The organism is Dickeya fangzhongdai (assembly GCF_002812485.1).
Taxonomy (GTDB): Bacteria; Pseudomonadota; Gammaproteobacteria; order Enterobacterales; family Enterobacteriaceae; genus Dickeya; species Dickeya fangzhongdai.
The window spans coordinates 1,137,121-1,152,445 of record NZ_CP025003.1 but is presented as its reverse complement, the minus strand read 5'-3'; the positions used below and the strand labels follow the sequence as shown (position 1 = coordinate 1,152,445).

The following is a 15,325-nucleotide window of genomic DNA, read 5'->3' as shown; positions in this document are numbered from 1 at the left end:
TGAGTCTGTCGGATTTCACTGAATACACATTCTATCCCGACTATAACGCCTGCCGTCGACAGAATACGCATCAAAGTGCGTAACGCCGCGCAACTTTATCGTTGGAAGGTCACCCTGCATTGGCAAAAGGCTCTTCGACACGTTAAGGTGAGATAGCAAAGAAACGTATCACACAAACGCATCGAACCTGCGTGTTGGGCAAACGTCTTGAACAACTGTCGTCGCACACTGCGTTTCAGGGAGTAGTATGATCACACATATCAGCCCGTTAGGGTCCATGGATTTACTGTCGCAGTTGGAAGTGGATATGCTGAAAAGCACCGCCAGCAGCGATCTTTACCGGCTATTCCGCAATTGTTCCCTCGCCGTCCTGAACTCCGGCAGTCAGACGGACAACAGCAAGGAGTTGCTCTCCCGCTACGAGGATTTCGACATCAACGTGCTGCGTCGTGAGCGCGGCGTGAAACTGGAACTGGTCAACCCGCCGGAAGAAGCATTTGTCGACGGGCAGATTATCCGTTCGTTGCAGGCCAACCTGTTCGCCGTGCTGCGCGATATCCTGTTTGTGAACGGCCAGATCGCCAGCGCCGGGCGTTATCAAAACCTGGATCTCGAAGATTCCACCCACATCACCAATCTTGTGTTCTCCATCCTGCGCAACGCCAGAGCGCTGCACGTGGGCGAGGAGCCGAATCTGGTGGTGTGCTGGGGCGGTCATTCGATCAATGAAACCGAATACCTGTACGCCCGTAAAGTCGGCAGCCAGCTCGGCTTACGCGAGCTGAACATCTGTACCGGTTGCGGACCTGGCGCGATGGAAGCCCCGATGAAAGGCGCCGCCGTGGGCCATGCCCAGCAACGTTACCGGGACGGGCGTTTCATCGGCATGACCGAGCCGTCCATCATCGCCGCCGAGCCGCCCAATCCGCTGGTGAATGAACTGATCATCATGCCGGACATTGAAAAACGTCTGGAAGCGTTTGTGCGCATCGGCCACGGCATCGTGATTTTCCCGGGCGGGGTTGGCACCGCGGAAGAGTTCCTCTATCTGCTGGGCATCATGATGGACCCGGCCAACAGCGAGCAGGTGTTGCCGATTATTCTTACCGGCCCGCAGGAAAGCGCCGACTACTTCCGGGTGCTTGACGAGTTCATCGTTAGTACGCTGGGTCGCCAGGCGCGCCGTTATTATTCCATCATCATCAACGACGCCGCCGAAGTGGCCCGGCAGATGAAAAAAACCATGCCGCAGGTGAAAGAACACCGCCGCCACACCGGCGACGCCTACAGCTTCAACTGGTCGCTGCGTATCGCGCCGGACTTGCAACTGCCGTTCGAGCCGACGCACGAGAACATGGCTAACCTCAATCTGCATCCCGACCAGCCGGCCGAACAGTTGGCCGCCACGTTGCGCCGGGCGTTTTCCGGTATCGTGGCCGGTAACGTCAAAGAGGCGGGTATTCGGGCCATCGAAGAATACGGCCCTTACAAATTGCACGGCAATGCCGACATCATGAAAAGCATGGACCGGCTGTTGCAGGACTTCGTGTCCCAGCAGCGTATGAAGCTGCCTGGCAGCGCTTACGTCCCGTGCTACGAAATCTGTTCCTGACCATCAGTTCGCCGCCGGCGCTAGGCCGGCGGCGACTCACATGACTACCGCTTATGGCCGTACATCTGCTTATTGTCGACGCGCTCAACCTGATCCGACGCATTCATGCGGTACAAGGTTCTCCTTGCCTGACTGCCTGCCGGCACGCGCTGGGCCAGTTGATACAGCACAGTCAACCCACGCATGCCGTTGCCGTCTTTGATGACGAACAGCGGGATCAGAGCTGGCGCCACCAGTTGCTGCCGGAATACAAGGCCGGCCGCGCGCCCATGCCGGAAAATCTGTCGCAGGAACTGCCGCAGATCAGGGACGCCTTTCTGGCATCCGGGGTGGAGAGCTGGCACTCGCCGGGCAACGAAGCTGACGATCTGGCCGCCACGCTGGCTTGTAAAGTCGCCGCGCAAGGGCATCAAGCCACCATCGTCTCGACCGACAAGGGTTACTGTCAGTTACTGGCGCCGACCATTCGTATTCGGGATTACTTTCAGAAGCGCTGGCTGGACGTGCCGTTCATCCAGCAGGAGTTCGGCGTTCAGCCCGAACAGTTGCCGGATTACTGGGGGCTGGCGGGGATCAGCAGCAGCAAAATCCCCGGCGTGAGCGGCATTGGGCCGAAAACCGCCGCCCAGCTGTTGCAACAGGCTGGTTCGCTGGAGGCGCTATACCAGCAGTTGGAGCAGATACCGGAGAAATGGCGCCGCAAGCTGGAAGCCCAGCAGGACATGGCTTACCGCAGCCGTCAGGTCGCCACGCTCAGAACCGATCTGGTACTCAATGGCAACCTGCAGCAGCTACGCCTGCCCGCATCGGGTTAAACGGCGTTAACCACCGACACGTACAGGCATCACGCCCGGCAGCGGCAGAAACTCAACGTTCGTCGCGCCGGCCGGGAATCGCACCCCAGATACGCCGTGCATGAACGGTGACTTCTTCACGATCGTGATAGAGGTGTTTGGCATGAATCTCAAAATTGATGCCGTTCTCCTCCATCCGCTGCGCCAGTAAGGCCAGATTCTGGGTCACTTCTTCATAGCGCTTTTTCATCGGTAGCTTAAGGTTGAAGATCACTTCGCGACACCAGCCATTGACCAGCCAGTCAGCCATACGGCTGGTGACTTTGGCCGGTTTTTCCACCATATCGCACACCAGCCAGTAGATATTGTTACGCGGCGGCTCAAAGCGGAAACCGTCCGCCTGATGGTGGATCACCTGCCCGGTATCCATCAGGCTCGGCGCCATCATGCCGTTATCGACGGCGTGAACCATCATACTGCGTTTCACCAGTTGATAGGTCCAGCCGCCGGGGCAAGCGCCCAGATCCACCGCAAACATACCGCTGGAGAGGCGTTCGTCCCATTCGTCCGCCGGCACGAACACATGAAATGCTTCTTCCAGCTTCAGCGTCGAGCGGCTTGGGGCGTCCGCAGGGAACTTCAGCCGCGGAATCCCCATATAGAACGGTGAATTGTTATTGCTGTAGGAATAACCGACATAGCAGCAACCGGGAGCGATGAACAACACATGAATAACCGGACGGCTGGCTTTCTCCTGTGCCAGCAGGATGCGGTTTTCCCGCAGCGCAGCGCGCAGCGGCACCGTGAACTTGCGGCAGAACTTCATCAGTTCCTTGCTTTCGTTGGTATCCGGCACTTCAACCCGCAGCTCTCCGGCGCGCTCCAGCGCCCCGGTCAGCATCCCGATGATCGGCGTGATGCGATCCTCCGGCGGCAGATCGCGCAACAATTCGCCGCATACCATCATCTGACGCGCAAATATCAGTTCCTGGAACGGTAATTCCTTAATCAGCCGATCGGCGTCTTCGTGCTGGTAGCACTCAAACATCACATACCCGCTGTTATCCTTTACCCGTACAAAGCCATAGACGTTATAACGCGCCGCCTTGTCGGTAATTTCCGCCGCGCACTCTTTCTCAAATCCAGGGCGGCAGTACAAAATCACTTTATTCATGCTACTCAGCCTTTTTCTTTAAGCGTAAGGCTCCAATTAACAGTAACAGCCAGCCCGTCAGGAAGCACGCGCCCCCCACCGGAGTGACAAATACCCATAGTTTGAGGTGCGACAACGCCAGACAGTACAGGCTGCCGCTAAACAGCAGCGTACCCAGCGCCAGAAACGCCGCACTCCAGTAAAACCAGACATTCGCCCGTTGATGCATCGCCGCCGACAGCGCCAGAATCGCCAGCGTGTGAAACGCCTGATACTGGAGCCCGGTGTGCAGCCAGGACATTTCCGCTTCGCCCAGCGATTTACTCAACACATGCGTGCCGAACGCCCCCAACGCCACATATACAAACCCGCTGATAGCGGCGAATATCAGCATGAAACGGCTGTTCATCGTTTGATCTATTCCATATATCAAGAAAAAGAGGCTGAACCCGGCGGATTCAGCGCGCACTGTTGTCGTAGCGGAAGCGGAACTTTTCCTGTTCGCTGGCCGCACGAGCCAGAATCCATTGGCGAAAGGCGGCTATTTTACCCAGTTCCGCCTGACTGTCATGACAAACCAGATAAAACGCGTTTTTGCTGACCAGCACATCATTGAACGGGCACACCAGTCTGCCCGCCTCAATTTCCGTCTGCGCCATCACATTGTTGGCCAGCGCGACCCCCTGGCCGTGAATCGCCGCCTGCAACACCATCGCGCTATGACTGAAAATCGGCCCTTGTTGCACATTAATCTGAGTTATCCCCAACTGGCGGGTATAGGCCATCCAGTCACGCCGCGAGGCGTCATGCAACAGCGTATGCCATATCAGGTCCCCCGGCGTTTTCAGCGGGTGCTCCCCGGCCAATAATTGCGGCGCGCAAACCGGCAACAGATACTCCGCGTACAGCTTTTCCACCCGCAATCCCGGCCAGTTGCCGCGTCCGTAGAAGATCGCCACGTCCACATCATCCGACAGTCGTTCCTCTTCCCGGTCCACCGCCTGAATTCGCACATCAATGCCCGGATATTCCGTATTGAAACTCGACAGACGCGGCACCAGCCAGTGAATGGCGAAGCTAGGCAGCAGACTCACCGTCAGCGCGCCTTTGGCGCTACGAGCCTGCAGCTTGCGGGTCGCTTCATTAAGGGCGGAAAAGATTTCCTTGATGTCCAGAAAGTAGCTCTGCCCTTCTTCCGTCAACAACAGCGACCGGTTACGGCGGCGGAACAGTTTCAGGCCGAGAAAATCTTCCAGCGATTTGATCTGATGGCTGACGGCAGCCTGGGTAACGAATAACTCTTCGGCCGCGCGGGTAAAACTGAGGTGGCGGGCAGCAGCGTCAAAGACGCGCAAAGCATTGAGGGGCGGCAATCGTTTCGACATAAACCGGATTCTTCGTATGCGGCTTACCCCGGTAAACACTACCGCGATTTGCCATTAGTTTTTGTAATCCGAGGCATTATAAATTGTCCGTTGAGGATGCACCAGCAAATACCTATAGTAGCGCCACTTCCCTGAGCCGGAACGAAAAGTGCGTAAGGTTGACCGATGTGCTTTTGGCTTGTGGTTGTGATGTTGTGTTTGCTATTTGTTTACTGTCTGCATTTCAGACGTGGTAGCGATGCTACCTTTTCATTTCCTGTACATTTACCCTGTCTGTCTAAGTGATTTTTGCATAGCACCGCGTTTTGCGGTGCTTTTTTTTTTGCCCATATTGCATTGACCAGAAGATATCGATCACTTCGCTTCCGTCATCGATCTCAGCGCATCACGATTAATCTGTTGATGATGACCATAGGCATCGGTGTAACTGATGAGGCCGGTCTCTTCATCCACCTTCGGCTTGCCATCGGCAATGATGGTCCGTCCGTCGGAGGTTTCCAGCACATAATTGCTGGAGCAGGCTGACAGCGATAATGCCAGGCCCAGAGCGACAAGAATTACAATTTTATTCTTCATACTTAACTCCTGGTATTTTTTAATGCCTTCATAAAGGCATTAGTCATTATTAAACTCCGAATCAAGCAAGGTTAAGGGTAGCAAGCTGAACGAGGTTTTCGTTCAGGATCGTCCTAAACTTGTTTCAGCCGCAAAAATGGGACAGGATCTGTCGCTCAACAGAGGATCGACATGAAACCGTTCAACGCCCCGTATTTTCGCCAGCAATTTCCCGCGCTTCGCCAGCCCGGCGTCTATCTTGACAGCGCAGCCACGGCGCTGAAGCCCGACGCGGTTATCGCCGCGGTTCAGCACCACTACGCCAGTGAAACGGGCAATGTTCATCGCAGCCAGCACCGCGCCGCCCGGCAGTTGTCGGAAGCGTTTGAGCAGGCGCGCGAAAAAGTAGCGGATTTCATTGGCGCAGCGCAGGCACGCGGCATCGTCTGGACCAAAGGCACGACGGAAGCGATCAATCTGGTGGCGCAATGTTATGCCCGCCCGCGGTTACAACCCGGCGATGAGATCCTGGTTAGCGAAGCCGAGCACCATGCCAATCTGATCCCGTGGCTGATGGTGGCGCAGCAGACGGGAGCGCGGGTGGTAAAGCTGCCGATTGGCGCGGATAGTCTGCCCGATCTTCAGCTGTTGCCCTCATTGATCAACGCCCGGACCCGCCTGCTGGCTATCGGGCAGATGTCGAATGTGACCGGCGGCATGCCGGACCTGAAACGAGCGATTACGCTGGCGCATCAGGCCGGCGCGGTGGTGATGGTCGACGGCGCGCAGGGCATTGCGCACACGACGACCGACGTGACGGCGCTGGATATCGACTTTTACGCGTTCTCCGGCCATAAACTGTATGGTCCTACCGGCATCGGCGTGCTGTACGGCAAACCGGCCCTGCTGGAAACCATGCCGCCCTGGCAGGGCGGCGGAAAAATGATGACGGCAGTGTCGTTTGACGGTTTCACGCCGCAAGCCATTCCCCAGCGCTTCGAAGCCGGTACGCCGCACATTGCCGGGGTGATCGGCCTGGCTGCCGCCATTGACTGGTGGCAGCAACAGGACCGTCCGGCGGCGGATCGGCATAGCGTCGCGCTGGCGAGCGATGCGGAACAGCAGTTGAGCGCGTTACCCGGTTTTCGCAGCTTCCGCGCTTCCGGTTCCAGCCTGTTGTCGTTCACTATCGAAGGCGTACACCACCACGATCTGGTGACCCTGCTGGCAGAGGACGGCATCGCTCTGAGAGCCGGACACCATTGCGCTCAGCCGCTGATGGCGGCGCTGGGCGTGCCCGGCACGCTGCGGGCCTCATTTGCGCCGTATAACCAGCCGCAGGACGTGGACCATCTGGTCCTGGCTACCCAAAAAGCGCTTGAATTACTGATGGATTGATTGATGATGACCGATTCTACACGCCATCCGTTTGGCACTGAAATTGATGAAGCGGCGCTGACGACGCGTTTTGACGCCTGTCGCTCCTGGGAAGAACGCTACCGTCAGTTGATCCTGCTGAGCAAATCCTTGCCGTCGCTGCCGGACGCACGTCGTCAGGAACATATCGAACTGTCCGGTTGTGAAAACCGCGTCTGGCTGGGATATCAACGGCGGACGGACGGCGCCCTGCATTTTTACGGCGACAGCGACGGCCGCATCGTACGTGGGCTGCTGGCAATCCTATTGACGGCGGTGGAAGGCAAAACCGCGCAAATGCTGCAACAGCAAGACCCGCTGGCTTTGTTTGACCGGCTGGGACTGCGCGCCGAACTCAGCGCATCACGCGCCGGCGGGCTGGCCGCGCTGGCCAGCCGCATCCACGACATCGCCCGTCACGAATCCTGATTCAACGCGACGGCCTGCGCCTGCCGGGCATCGCGCGCCATCATTTTTTTCAACGCATGGGAAACCGCCACAAAGCCAAAAGTGGCGGTCACCATGGTCGCCGCGCCGAAGCCTGAGGCGCAATCCATACGTTTCACGCCGTCAGCGGTGCTGCGAGACGCGCAAACCGAACCATCCGGTTGTGGGTACATCAGCGGCTCGCTGGAAAACACGCAGTCGATGCCAAGCTTGCCCTTGCTGTTTTTAACGATATTAAAATCGTGCTTCAACCGCTCGCGTAACTTGGCCGCCAGCGGATCCTGAATGGTTTTCGCCAGATCGGCGACCTCAATACGGGTCGGGTCAATCTGCCCTCCCGCTCCTCCCGTGGTCACCACCGGCACTTTATTGCGGCGACACCAGGCCAGCAGCGCGGCTTTGGGGCGCACGCTATCGATAGCGTCAATCACATAGCTGAAATTGTTGTCCAGCAGTTCCGCCACATTATCGGCGCTGATGAAATCATCGACGCAGGTCACCCGGCATTCCGGGTTAATCGCCAGAATTCGCTCCGCCATCACCTCGGTTTTCAACTGCCCGGTGTGCTGACGCAGGGCATGAATCTGCCGGTTGGTGTTGCTGACGCACACATCATCCATGTCAATCAGGGTAATCGCGCCGATACCGGTGCGCGCCAGCGCTTCCGCCGCCCAGGACCCTACCCCGCCAATGCCGATCACGCACACATGCGCGCCGGCAAACAGCGACAACGCCCGCTGACCGTACAAACGCGCCGTACCGCCAAAGCGTTGCAGATAACTCTCGGATAATTGCGTACTCATCGCCCACCTTCACTCAATCACAAACGGCAGCGATGATACCCCAGTCAGGACCATTTGCGCAGCGGATAACGGCAATCTATTCCACACGCTGCGTTTCTCCACAGCCGGCACTTGCACCCTGCCGTCATTATTTACCGTTTTGACAGGTGACGACTTTAGGTGAGCTGTGGCACTTTAACTGATGACGCTCATTAGGCGGCGCTCCGCCGGAGGAAACCATGCATCCTGAACTGATCCCCGCCACCGAATCGGATATCGATTTCCTGCTGCAACTGCGCAGGCTGACTATGGGGAAATATCTGGCGGACATCGGCGCATCGACAGACAGCGACAGCCTGATGCGGCGCGTTCGCTACGAGTTTGAACACGCCCATATCGTGCGGGTGGAGGGGCAGCCCGCCGGGTTGTTCAAATATCGCTTCATGCCGCAGGAACAGCACTGGTATCTGATTCAGATTCAGATCCACCCGGATTTTCAGAACCGCGGCCTCGGCAAGCTATTGATTGAAACCCTGCTCGCGCAGGCATCGGCGCAGGGCCAACCGGTGGTGTTGAGCGTGCTGAAAAATAATCCGGCGCGCCATCTTTACCACCGGCTGGGATTTCGGGTCACCGACCAAAACGACCGGGAATTCATCATGACCTGCCGCCCTCAGCCGCAATAAAAAAACAGACAAGGAGCCCCTGCATGAACATCGCCATATTGGATGACTATCAGGATATCGTCAGACAGCTGAACTGCTTTTCACTACTGAACGGCCATCGGGTACGGATTCTGAATCAGACCTATACCGATACCGCCCAACTGGCGGCACAGTTGCAAGATGCCCAAGCGCTGGTGCTGATTCGTGAACGTACCCGTATTACCGATGAATTGCTGGCTCAACTGCCGAACCTGAAGTTAATCAGCCAGACCGGCAAGGTGAGCCAGCACCTCAGCGTTGACGCCTGTACCCGGCATGGCGTCGCGGTGGCCGAAGGCACCGGCTCGCCGGTGGCGCCCGCCGAATTGTGCTGGAGTTTGATCATGGCGGCTTCGCGCCATCTGCCCTGTTACCGCGACCAGTTAGCTCAGGGTCACTGGCAACAGAACGGCAGGTTGGGATTGGGAAGAACGCTGCATGGCCTGACGCTCGGCATCTGGGGATACGGCAAAATCGGACAGCGTATCGCCCGATACGGCGCGGCATTCGGCATGACGGTGTTGGTGTGGGGCAGCGAGACGTCACGTGAACTGGCGCGCCAGCACGGTTTTACCGCCGCCGACAGCAAGGCTGCGTTTTTTGCCGACGCCGACGTGCTGTCGCTGCATCTGCGTTTGAACGACGCCACCCGTCATAGCGTAACGCAGCCGGACCTGGCATTGATGAAACCGGATTCGTTGTTCGTCAACAGCAGCCGCGCCGAACTGGTGGAGCCGGGCGCGCTATGGCGCGAGCTGTCCGCCCATCCCGGCAAACAGGCCGCGCTGGATGTCTTCGACCACGAACCCGCAACGCCGGCAAACGAACCGCTGCTGACGCTGCCTAATGTGCTGGCCACGCCGCATATCGGCTATGTCGAGCGCAACAGCTACGAGCTTTATTTTAAAACCGCGTTTGAGAACGTGGCGGCATTTGCCGCTGGGCGCCCGGCCAATCTGGTCAACGACCCGGCGCTTTTTACCCCCAGCCGAAACGCCGCAACAGGAGCCGATTGATGCAACCTCCCGCGATCACGCTGCGTAAAGCCCGCCGAAACGATGCGCAAACGGCGTTTGACCTGCGTAACCGCGCCATCCTGCACGGCTGTCGCCATGACTATGCGCCAGAGCAACTGCAGCGCTGGGCCAGCGGCACCCTCAGCGAGGCTTTCGAGAACACCGTCACCCACCATTTTCACCTGGCGGAGAGAGCCGGCCGGATCGTAGCAACGGGTATGATCAACCTCCACACCGGCATGATCGACGCGGTGTTTGTCGACCCGGAGGCGATGGGGCAAGGGGTGGGCAAACGGATGATGCAACATCTCGAAACGCAGGCTCGCGCGGCAGGTCTGGCGGAAATTCGGCTCGACGCCAGCCTGAACGCCGCGCCGTTTTACCGCTCGCTGGGCTTTTCAGGCGATGAAGTCAGCCTCTACCACTCGCCGCGGGGCTTCTCGCTGGCCTGTATCCCGATGGTCAAAGTTATCGACTGACAATATCTCGACAAGCGATAGGCTGTTATTCCGGTTCCCAGCACGAGAAAAAAATGAGCGATATCATTATCAGACGTACCGAAGCACGCGATGCCGCCGCCATGCCGGAACCTTTGGCATGGGCGTCAAGGATACGCATCAGCATCGGGGAGTTGGCAGCGCCCTGTTGTCAGCCTTGACCGACCTGACGGACAACTGGCTTAACATCCACCGTATTGAGCTAACCGTTTACACCGATAACGACGCCGCGCTGGCGCTATACAGAAAATTCGGCTTTGTCGTCGAAGGCGAGTCCAAAGATTACGCCTTCCGTCATGGCCGTTTCACGGATGTCTTTCACATGGCGAGAATACGCCCGGCAAATACAACCAACCGGTAGGCCTGCGGAAGAGGAATGTCCCGCCGCGATACAGCAATAGTACGGCGGGACGAAAATCATTAGTTGGAACTACTGACCAGTCCACCAGCCCCGGTGCTGTTGCCTGCGCTGAGCAACGGCATGGCAGAAGAAGACTGCGCGTTTCTTAATACCCACACCCGACCGTAATGATTGTAGAACCCGGCGGCGTGTCCGGCATCCGCCCCAATACCCTGATAAATATCGAAATGCTGCCCTTTTATCGCACCGCCGACATCCAGCGCGACCATTAAACGCATCTCATATTTGCCGGTAAATTTGCCCTGATTATCCAGCAGCGGCACTTCCGCCAGCAACGTGGTGCCGGCCGGGATCAGCGAGCGGTCAGACGCCACAGACGCTTTAGCTACCAACGGCACCGCGCTGGCGCCCTTCACCGGCATCGACGCCATTGGTTTAAAGAACACGAAAGAGGGGTTCTGCACCAGTAATTCCCGGACTTCCGCTTCGGTGTGCCGGTCGGCCCACTGTCGGATGGCCTGCATCGACATCTCTTCTCTGGGCACCTCGCCGCGATCAATCAACACTTTGCCGATACTGCGGTAAGCATGACCGTTTTTGCCGGCATAACCGAAAAAGGTCAACGGGCTGCCATCGCCGAAATCCACATAACCGCTGCCCTGCACTTCCATCATGAAGTTGTCCATCAGCGAATTAGTCCAGGCGATAGCCAGTTCGTTGCTCAGCGCGCCGGAATAAATGGCGGAGCGATCCGGCAGACGGCCGTTCTTGCGTACGCGAGGCATGGCGTACAGTGGGAAACGGAACTCGCCCTGACGGTAGTGGCGCGCCTGCACCACCGGGGTGTAGTAGCCGGTAAACTGCACGTTGCCAAAGCTGTCGACGCCTTCCATCTGCCAGGCGCCGAGGCCGAACTGCGTCAGTTGGCGGGTATCGCCGCCAGCCTGAATCCAGTTCTGGATGGCCTGAAAAATATCGCTGTTGCGGGAGTAGAGTCCGGGAGAGGATGCCTGAATCTGGCTGATCTGTTGGGAAAAATCGACCGTGTTTACCGGCTTGCCGTTAGCGTTCGGCGCGTTGACCCATTCCAGCGGCTGATCGAGACGGCCATCTTTATATTGCTGACCACGATCGCTGGGTCGGGTCTGACAACCGGCCAGTATGGCGATGACGACCCCGGTCAACACGTACTTCCCCCACCATCCTTTCATTTCCGTGCTCTCTTCTTGCTTGAGTGTGAAACCACGCAGAACGATAACAAACAGGCGGTGAGAATAAAACGCATCGCATCAAAACGACACTCGGCAGTCTAAAAAAGCAACGTAATGCCGACATTTCCATCACCCGTCGGCAAAAGCGTAAACTATTTGCAAAAAGAGGTTGCATCGAAGCGAACGCGGAGTATAGTGCGCATCCACGGACGCGGGGTGGAGCAGCCTGGTAGCTCGTCGGGCTCATAACCCGAAGGTCGTCGGTTCAAATCCGGCCCCCGCAACCAATTAATGTACCAGCATCATATCAGAAGAAAGAAGACGGACGCGGGGTGGAGCAGCCTGGTAGCTCGTCGGGCTCATAACCCGAAGGTCGTCGGTTCAAATCCGGCCCCCGCAACCAATAAATAGACACCCGAACGGGTGTTTTTTTATGCCTGCAATTCAGGCATTTCTTTCCGGCACAGTACGCCTTTCGGCGCTTATCGCACCTGAGCCGCAAAATAGGCTTTGATCCCTTCCAGAATCGATTGCGCCACCTGCTGCTGAAAACGACTGGTGCGCAGCTTGCGCTCCTCTTCCAGATTGCTGATAAACGCCGTTTCCACCAGTACCGACGGAATATCCGGCGCCTTCAGCACCGCAAACCCGGCCTGATCGACGCTGTTTTTGTGCAGGTGATTGACCTTTCCCAGCCGATGCAGAATTTCTTTGCCGAATTTCAGGCTGTCGTTGATGGTCACGGTTTGCACCATGTCAAACATGGTGCTGTCCAGATAGCGGTCGCCGCTCAGGCTGACGCCGCCAATCAAATCCGATTCGTTCTGGGTTTGCGCCAGATAACGCGCCGCTGAACTGGTCGCGCCTTTTTTTGACAACGCAAACACTGAGGAACCGCGGGCGGCCCGGCTGGTGAAAGCATCGGCATGGATGGAGACAAACAGGTCGGCGCGCTGTTTGCGCGCTTTAGCCACCCGCACTTTGAGCGGAATGAACACATCCTCATTGCGGGTCATGTAGACCTTCATGTTGTGCTCACGCTCGATCAGCGCTTTCAGGCGTCGGGCAATTTGCAGCACCACGTCTTTTTCGCGGGTCCGGTTTTTGCCGATGGCGCCAGGGTCTTCTCCGCCGTGCCCCGGATCAAGCATGATAACCAGCGGCCTTTCGCGCCCCGCCTTGCCGTCTTTGGGCTTTTCCGGCGGCAGCGTCCGTTCCAGATCGCCTTTATTGTAATCTTCCAGCAACGCCAGCAACGGGTCATCAGCGTCGTCGTAACGACCGGCGGCGGGATACAAATCCATCACCAGACGGTTCCGGAAGCCGGCGACCGGCGCCAACGTAAACAGTTTAGGATTGACCTTCTGCCTTAATTCCAGCACCAGACGCACGGTATTCTTGTCGAACTGCCCGGCGCGCGCCGTTTTGATGAAAGGATCCGGCCGTTCGAATTGCCGACCGGCATTTTTCAGCACGCTATTCAACGAGGCATTTTCAATATCCACCACCAGACGATCGGGATTTTCCAGCATAAACTGGCGATACTTAAGCGGCTGGCTGGACTCCAGCGTCACACGGCTATAGGCGGAAGAAGGCCACACCCGCACGGCAATCACCTGCGAGGCGGCGGCCAGCCCGATGCCGCTGATACTCAGTAACCAGGTGGCGGCGGCGCCCTGTAATAAATGACGACGGGTCAGATGGTGCTTCGGATCAGACATGCAACTCCGGTAATGGCTAAAGAAATCAGGCAGATTGATAAAAACGTCAAAAACTTTAACCAATACGCATCAGACTGTCATGCAAAAATCATTTTTATGTTTTTTACTGTGATAAGCAGACTTCGCTGAACTATCGGGCCAGACCGAAAAGTTATCGCTTGCCTTTTAGTTTACGAAGAATAAAAATACGAAAATATCGAATAAAAATTCAAAGAGGGCTCGCAGTGAAGGAACGTAGTACAGAACTGGTTCAAGGCTTCCGCCACTCAGTTCCTTACATCAACGCACATCGTGGTAAAACATTTGTCATCATGCTCGGCGGCGAAGCTATCGAACATGAAAATTTTGCCAAAATCGTCAATGATATCGGGCTGTTGCACAGTCTGGGCATCAAGCTGGTGGTGGTTTACGGCGCACGCCCCCAGATCGATGCGAACCTGATGGCCCATCACTACGAGCCTCGCTACCACAAACATACCCGCGTAACGGACAGCACCACGCTGGAACTGGTGAAACAGGCAGCAGGCATGCTGCAACTGGACATCACCGCCCGGCTGTCGATGAGCCTGTTGAACACGCCGCTACAGGGCGCGCACATTAACGTGGTCAGCGGCAACTTTATCATCGCCCAGCCGTTGGGCGTGGATGATGGCGTCGACTACTGCCACAGCGGGCGCATTCGCCGCATTGACGAAGAAGCGCTGCATCGTCAGTTGGACAGCGGCGCCATCGTGCTGTTGGGCCCGGTGGCGGTTTCCGTCACCGGCGAAAGTTTCAATCTGACGTCGGAAGAAGTCGCCACCCAGCTGGCTATCAAACTCAGGGCCGAAAAGATGATCGGTTTCTGCGCCTCCCAGGGCGTGACCAATATCGAAGGCAGCATTGTGTCCGAACTGTTGCCAGACGAAGCCCAGCAGCGTATTCAGTCACTGGAGGAAGCCGGTGACTATAACTCCGAGATTGTGCGTTTCCTGCGCGGTGCGGTGAAAGCCTGCCGCAGCGGAGTACGCCGCAGCCACCTGATCAGCTATCAGGAAGATGGTGCGCTGTTGCAGGAACTGTTCTCCCGTGACGGCATCGGCACCCAGATCGTGATGGAAAGCGCCGAGCAAATCCGCCGGGCGACCATCAATGACATCGGCGGTATTCTGGAGCTGATTCGCCCGCTGGAGCAGCAAGGCATTCTGGTGCGCCGTTCGCGCGAACAACTGGAAATGGAGATCGACAAATTCACCGTGGTGGTCCGCGATAATCTGACTATCGCCTGCGCCGCGCTCTATCCGTTTCCGGAGGAGAGCATCGGTGAAATGGCCTGCGTGGCGGTGCACCCGGAATACCGCAACTCGTCGCGTGGCGATCAGTTACTGCACCATATCGCCGTACAGGCTCGCCAGCAGGGGCTCAAACGCCTGTTTGTGCTGACCACCCACAGCATCCACTGGTTCCAGGAACGCGGTTTCCAGCCGGCGGAAGTCGCCGTATTACCGAAACGCAAGCAGGAGCTTTACAACTACCAGCGTCGCTCCAAGATTCTGGTCATCGACCTGTAAGGCAAATAACGCGTGGTTCATCGCCACGCGTTACCCGCTCGGTTTCCCTGCTTTTCCTTGTGCCAGCCATTTCTCCTGGCGCAGGCATTCATACTTTCAGCAGCACCTACTGTCCGGCGCC

16 protein-coding genes and 2 tRNA genes are annotated in these 15,325 nt (G+C 57.2%); 11 read left to right on the top strand and 7 right to left on the bottom strand.

The features are described from left to right. Nucleotides 1–247: 247 nt before the first annotated feature. Complete coding sequence (ppnN, locus tag CVE23_RS05330) at nt 248–1,612, top strand: nucleotide 5'-monophosphate nucleosidase PpnN (protein WP_038661540.1); 1,365 nt, start codon at nt 248–250, stop codon at nt 1,610–1,612. A gap of 53 nt (nt 1,613–1,665) precedes the next feature. Further along, nucleotides 1,666–2,427 (top strand): flap endonuclease Xni, encoded by a 762-nt coding sequence (xni, locus tag CVE23_RS05325; protein ID WP_049854458.1) that lies wholly within the window; start codon nt 1,666–1,668, stop codon nt 2,425–2,427. A gap of 52 nt (nt 2,428–2,479) precedes the next feature. On the opposite strand, the gene rlmM is transcribed toward xni, so the two are convergent. The 4 genes from rlmM to CVE23_RS05305 form a co-directional block, all read right to left on the bottom strand. Beyond that, nucleotides 2,480–3,580 carry a 23S rRNA (cytidine(2498)-2'-O)-methyltransferase RlmM gene (gene rlmM / locus CVE23_RS05320; RefSeq protein WP_100849053.1) on the bottom strand — a complete coding sequence of 367 codons (1,101 nt, stop codon included), beginning with the start codon at nt 3,578–3,580 and terminating at the stop codon, nt 2,480–2,482. Between the two features lies 1 nt (nt 3,581). After that, the gene (locus CVE23_RS05315; RefSeq protein WP_038661549.1) at nt 3,582–3,968 is read right to left on the bottom strand and encodes a DUF423 domain-containing protein; all 387 of its coding nucleotides are present in this window, start codon (nt 3,966–3,968) and stop codon (nt 3,582–3,584) included. Between the two features lie 49 nt (nt 3,969–4,017). After that, complete coding sequence (locus tag CVE23_RS05310; RefSeq protein WP_038661551.1) at nt 4,018–4,944, bottom strand: transcriptional regulator GcvA; 927 nt, start codon at nt 4,942–4,944, stop codon at nt 4,018–4,020. Nucleotides 4,945–5,298: 354 nt separating this feature from the next. Further along, entirely contained in the window at nt 5,299–5,520 is a 222-nt protein-coding gene (locus CVE23_RS05305) for a YgdI/YgdR family lipoprotein (RefSeq protein ID WP_038918071.1), read from the bottom strand. A gap of 171 nt (nt 5,521–5,691) precedes the next feature. Here CVE23_RS05305 and csdA point away from each other — a divergent pair, with 171 nt between their 5' ends. Both csdA and csdE read left to right on the top strand, forming a co-directional pair. Continuing rightward, nucleotides 5,692–6,897, top strand: coding sequence for a cysteine desulfurase CsdA (csdA, locus tag CVE23_RS05300; RefSeq protein ID WP_049854457.1), 1,206 nt, complete (start codon nt 5,692–5,694; stop codon nt 6,895–6,897). A 3-nt stretch (nt 6,898–6,900) separates the two neighbouring features. Then, on the top strand, nt 6,901–7,344 hold the full coding sequence (gene csdE, locus CVE23_RS05295; RefSeq protein WP_049854456.1) for a cysteine desulfurase sulfur acceptor subunit CsdE: 444 nt from the start codon (nt 6,901–6,903) through the stop codon (nt 7,342–7,344). On the opposite strand, the gene tcdA is transcribed toward csdE, so the two are convergent. After that, on the bottom strand, nt 7,332–8,165 hold the full coding sequence (gene tcdA / locus CVE23_RS05290; protein WP_100849052.1) for a tRNA cyclic N6-threonylcarbamoyladenosine(37) synthase TcdA: 834 nt from the start codon (nt 8,163–8,165) through the stop codon (nt 7,332–7,334). The two genes, csdE and tcdA, sit on opposite strands and share 13 nt — an antisense overlap. Nucleotides 8,166–8,383: 218 nt before the next feature. Here tcdA and CVE23_RS05285 point away from each other — a divergent pair, with 218 nt between their 5' ends. The 4 genes from CVE23_RS05285 to CVE23_RS05270 are packed head-to-tail and all read left to right on the top strand — an operon-like array spanning nt 8,384 to nt 10,722. Continuing rightward, entirely contained in the window at nt 8,384–8,830 is a 447-nt protein-coding gene (locus CVE23_RS05285) for a GNAT family N-acetyltransferase (RefSeq protein WP_100849051.1), read from the top strand. A 23-nt stretch (nt 8,831–8,853) separates the two neighbouring features. Then, nucleotides 8,854–9,864, top strand: coding sequence for a D-2-hydroxyacid dehydrogenase family protein (locus CVE23_RS05280; RefSeq protein WP_100849050.1), 1,011 nt, complete (start codon nt 8,854–8,856; stop codon nt 9,862–9,864). After that, nucleotides 9,864–10,343: a GNAT family N-acetyltransferase gene (locus CVE23_RS05275; protein WP_038918066.1), complete on the top strand. Its 480-nt coding sequence runs from the start codon at nt 9,864–9,866 to the stop codon at nt 10,341–10,343. Before CVE23_RS05280 ends, CVE23_RS05275 begins: the two co-directional genes overlap by 1 nt. Then, a complete protein-coding gene (locus CVE23_RS05270; protein WP_268236160.1) occupies nt 10,270–10,722 on the top strand; it encodes a GNAT family N-acetyltransferase in 453 nt (150 codons plus the stop codon). Before CVE23_RS05275 ends, CVE23_RS05270 begins: the two co-directional genes overlap by 74 nt. A gap of 59 nt (nt 10,723–10,781) precedes the next feature. On the opposite strand, the gene mltA is transcribed toward CVE23_RS05270, so the two are convergent. Continuing rightward, nucleotides 10,782–11,933: a murein transglycosylase A gene (gene mltA / locus CVE23_RS05265; RefSeq protein ID WP_100849049.1), complete on the bottom strand. Its 1,152-nt coding sequence runs from the start codon at nt 11,931–11,933 to the stop codon at nt 10,782–10,784. A 210-nt stretch (nt 11,934–12,143) separates the two neighbouring features. Between mltA and CVE23_RS05260 the strand changes: the two genes are divergently transcribed. Then, nucleotides 12,144–12,220, top strand: a tRNA-Met gene (locus CVE23_RS05260). Nucleotides 12,221–12,259: 39 nt separating this feature from the next. Continuing rightward, nucleotides 12,260–12,336 (top strand) — tRNA-Met (locus CVE23_RS05255). A gap of 79 nt (nt 12,337–12,415) precedes the next feature. Here CVE23_RS05255 and amiC read toward each other — a convergent pair. Next, entirely contained in the window at nt 12,416–13,654 is a 1,239-nt protein-coding gene (gene amiC / locus CVE23_RS05250; protein ID WP_038918062.1) for an N-acetylmuramoyl-L-alanine amidase AmiC, read from the bottom strand. Nucleotides 13,655–13,878: 224 nt separating this feature from the next. On the opposite strand from amiC, the gene argA reads away from it, so the two are divergent. Next, nucleotides 13,879–15,204, top strand: a complete 1,326-nt coding sequence (gene argA, locus CVE23_RS05245) for an amino-acid N-acetyltransferase (protein WP_013316727.1) — start codon at nt 13,879–13,881, stop codon at nt 15,202–15,204. Nucleotides 15,205–15,325: the final 121 nt, after the last annotated feature.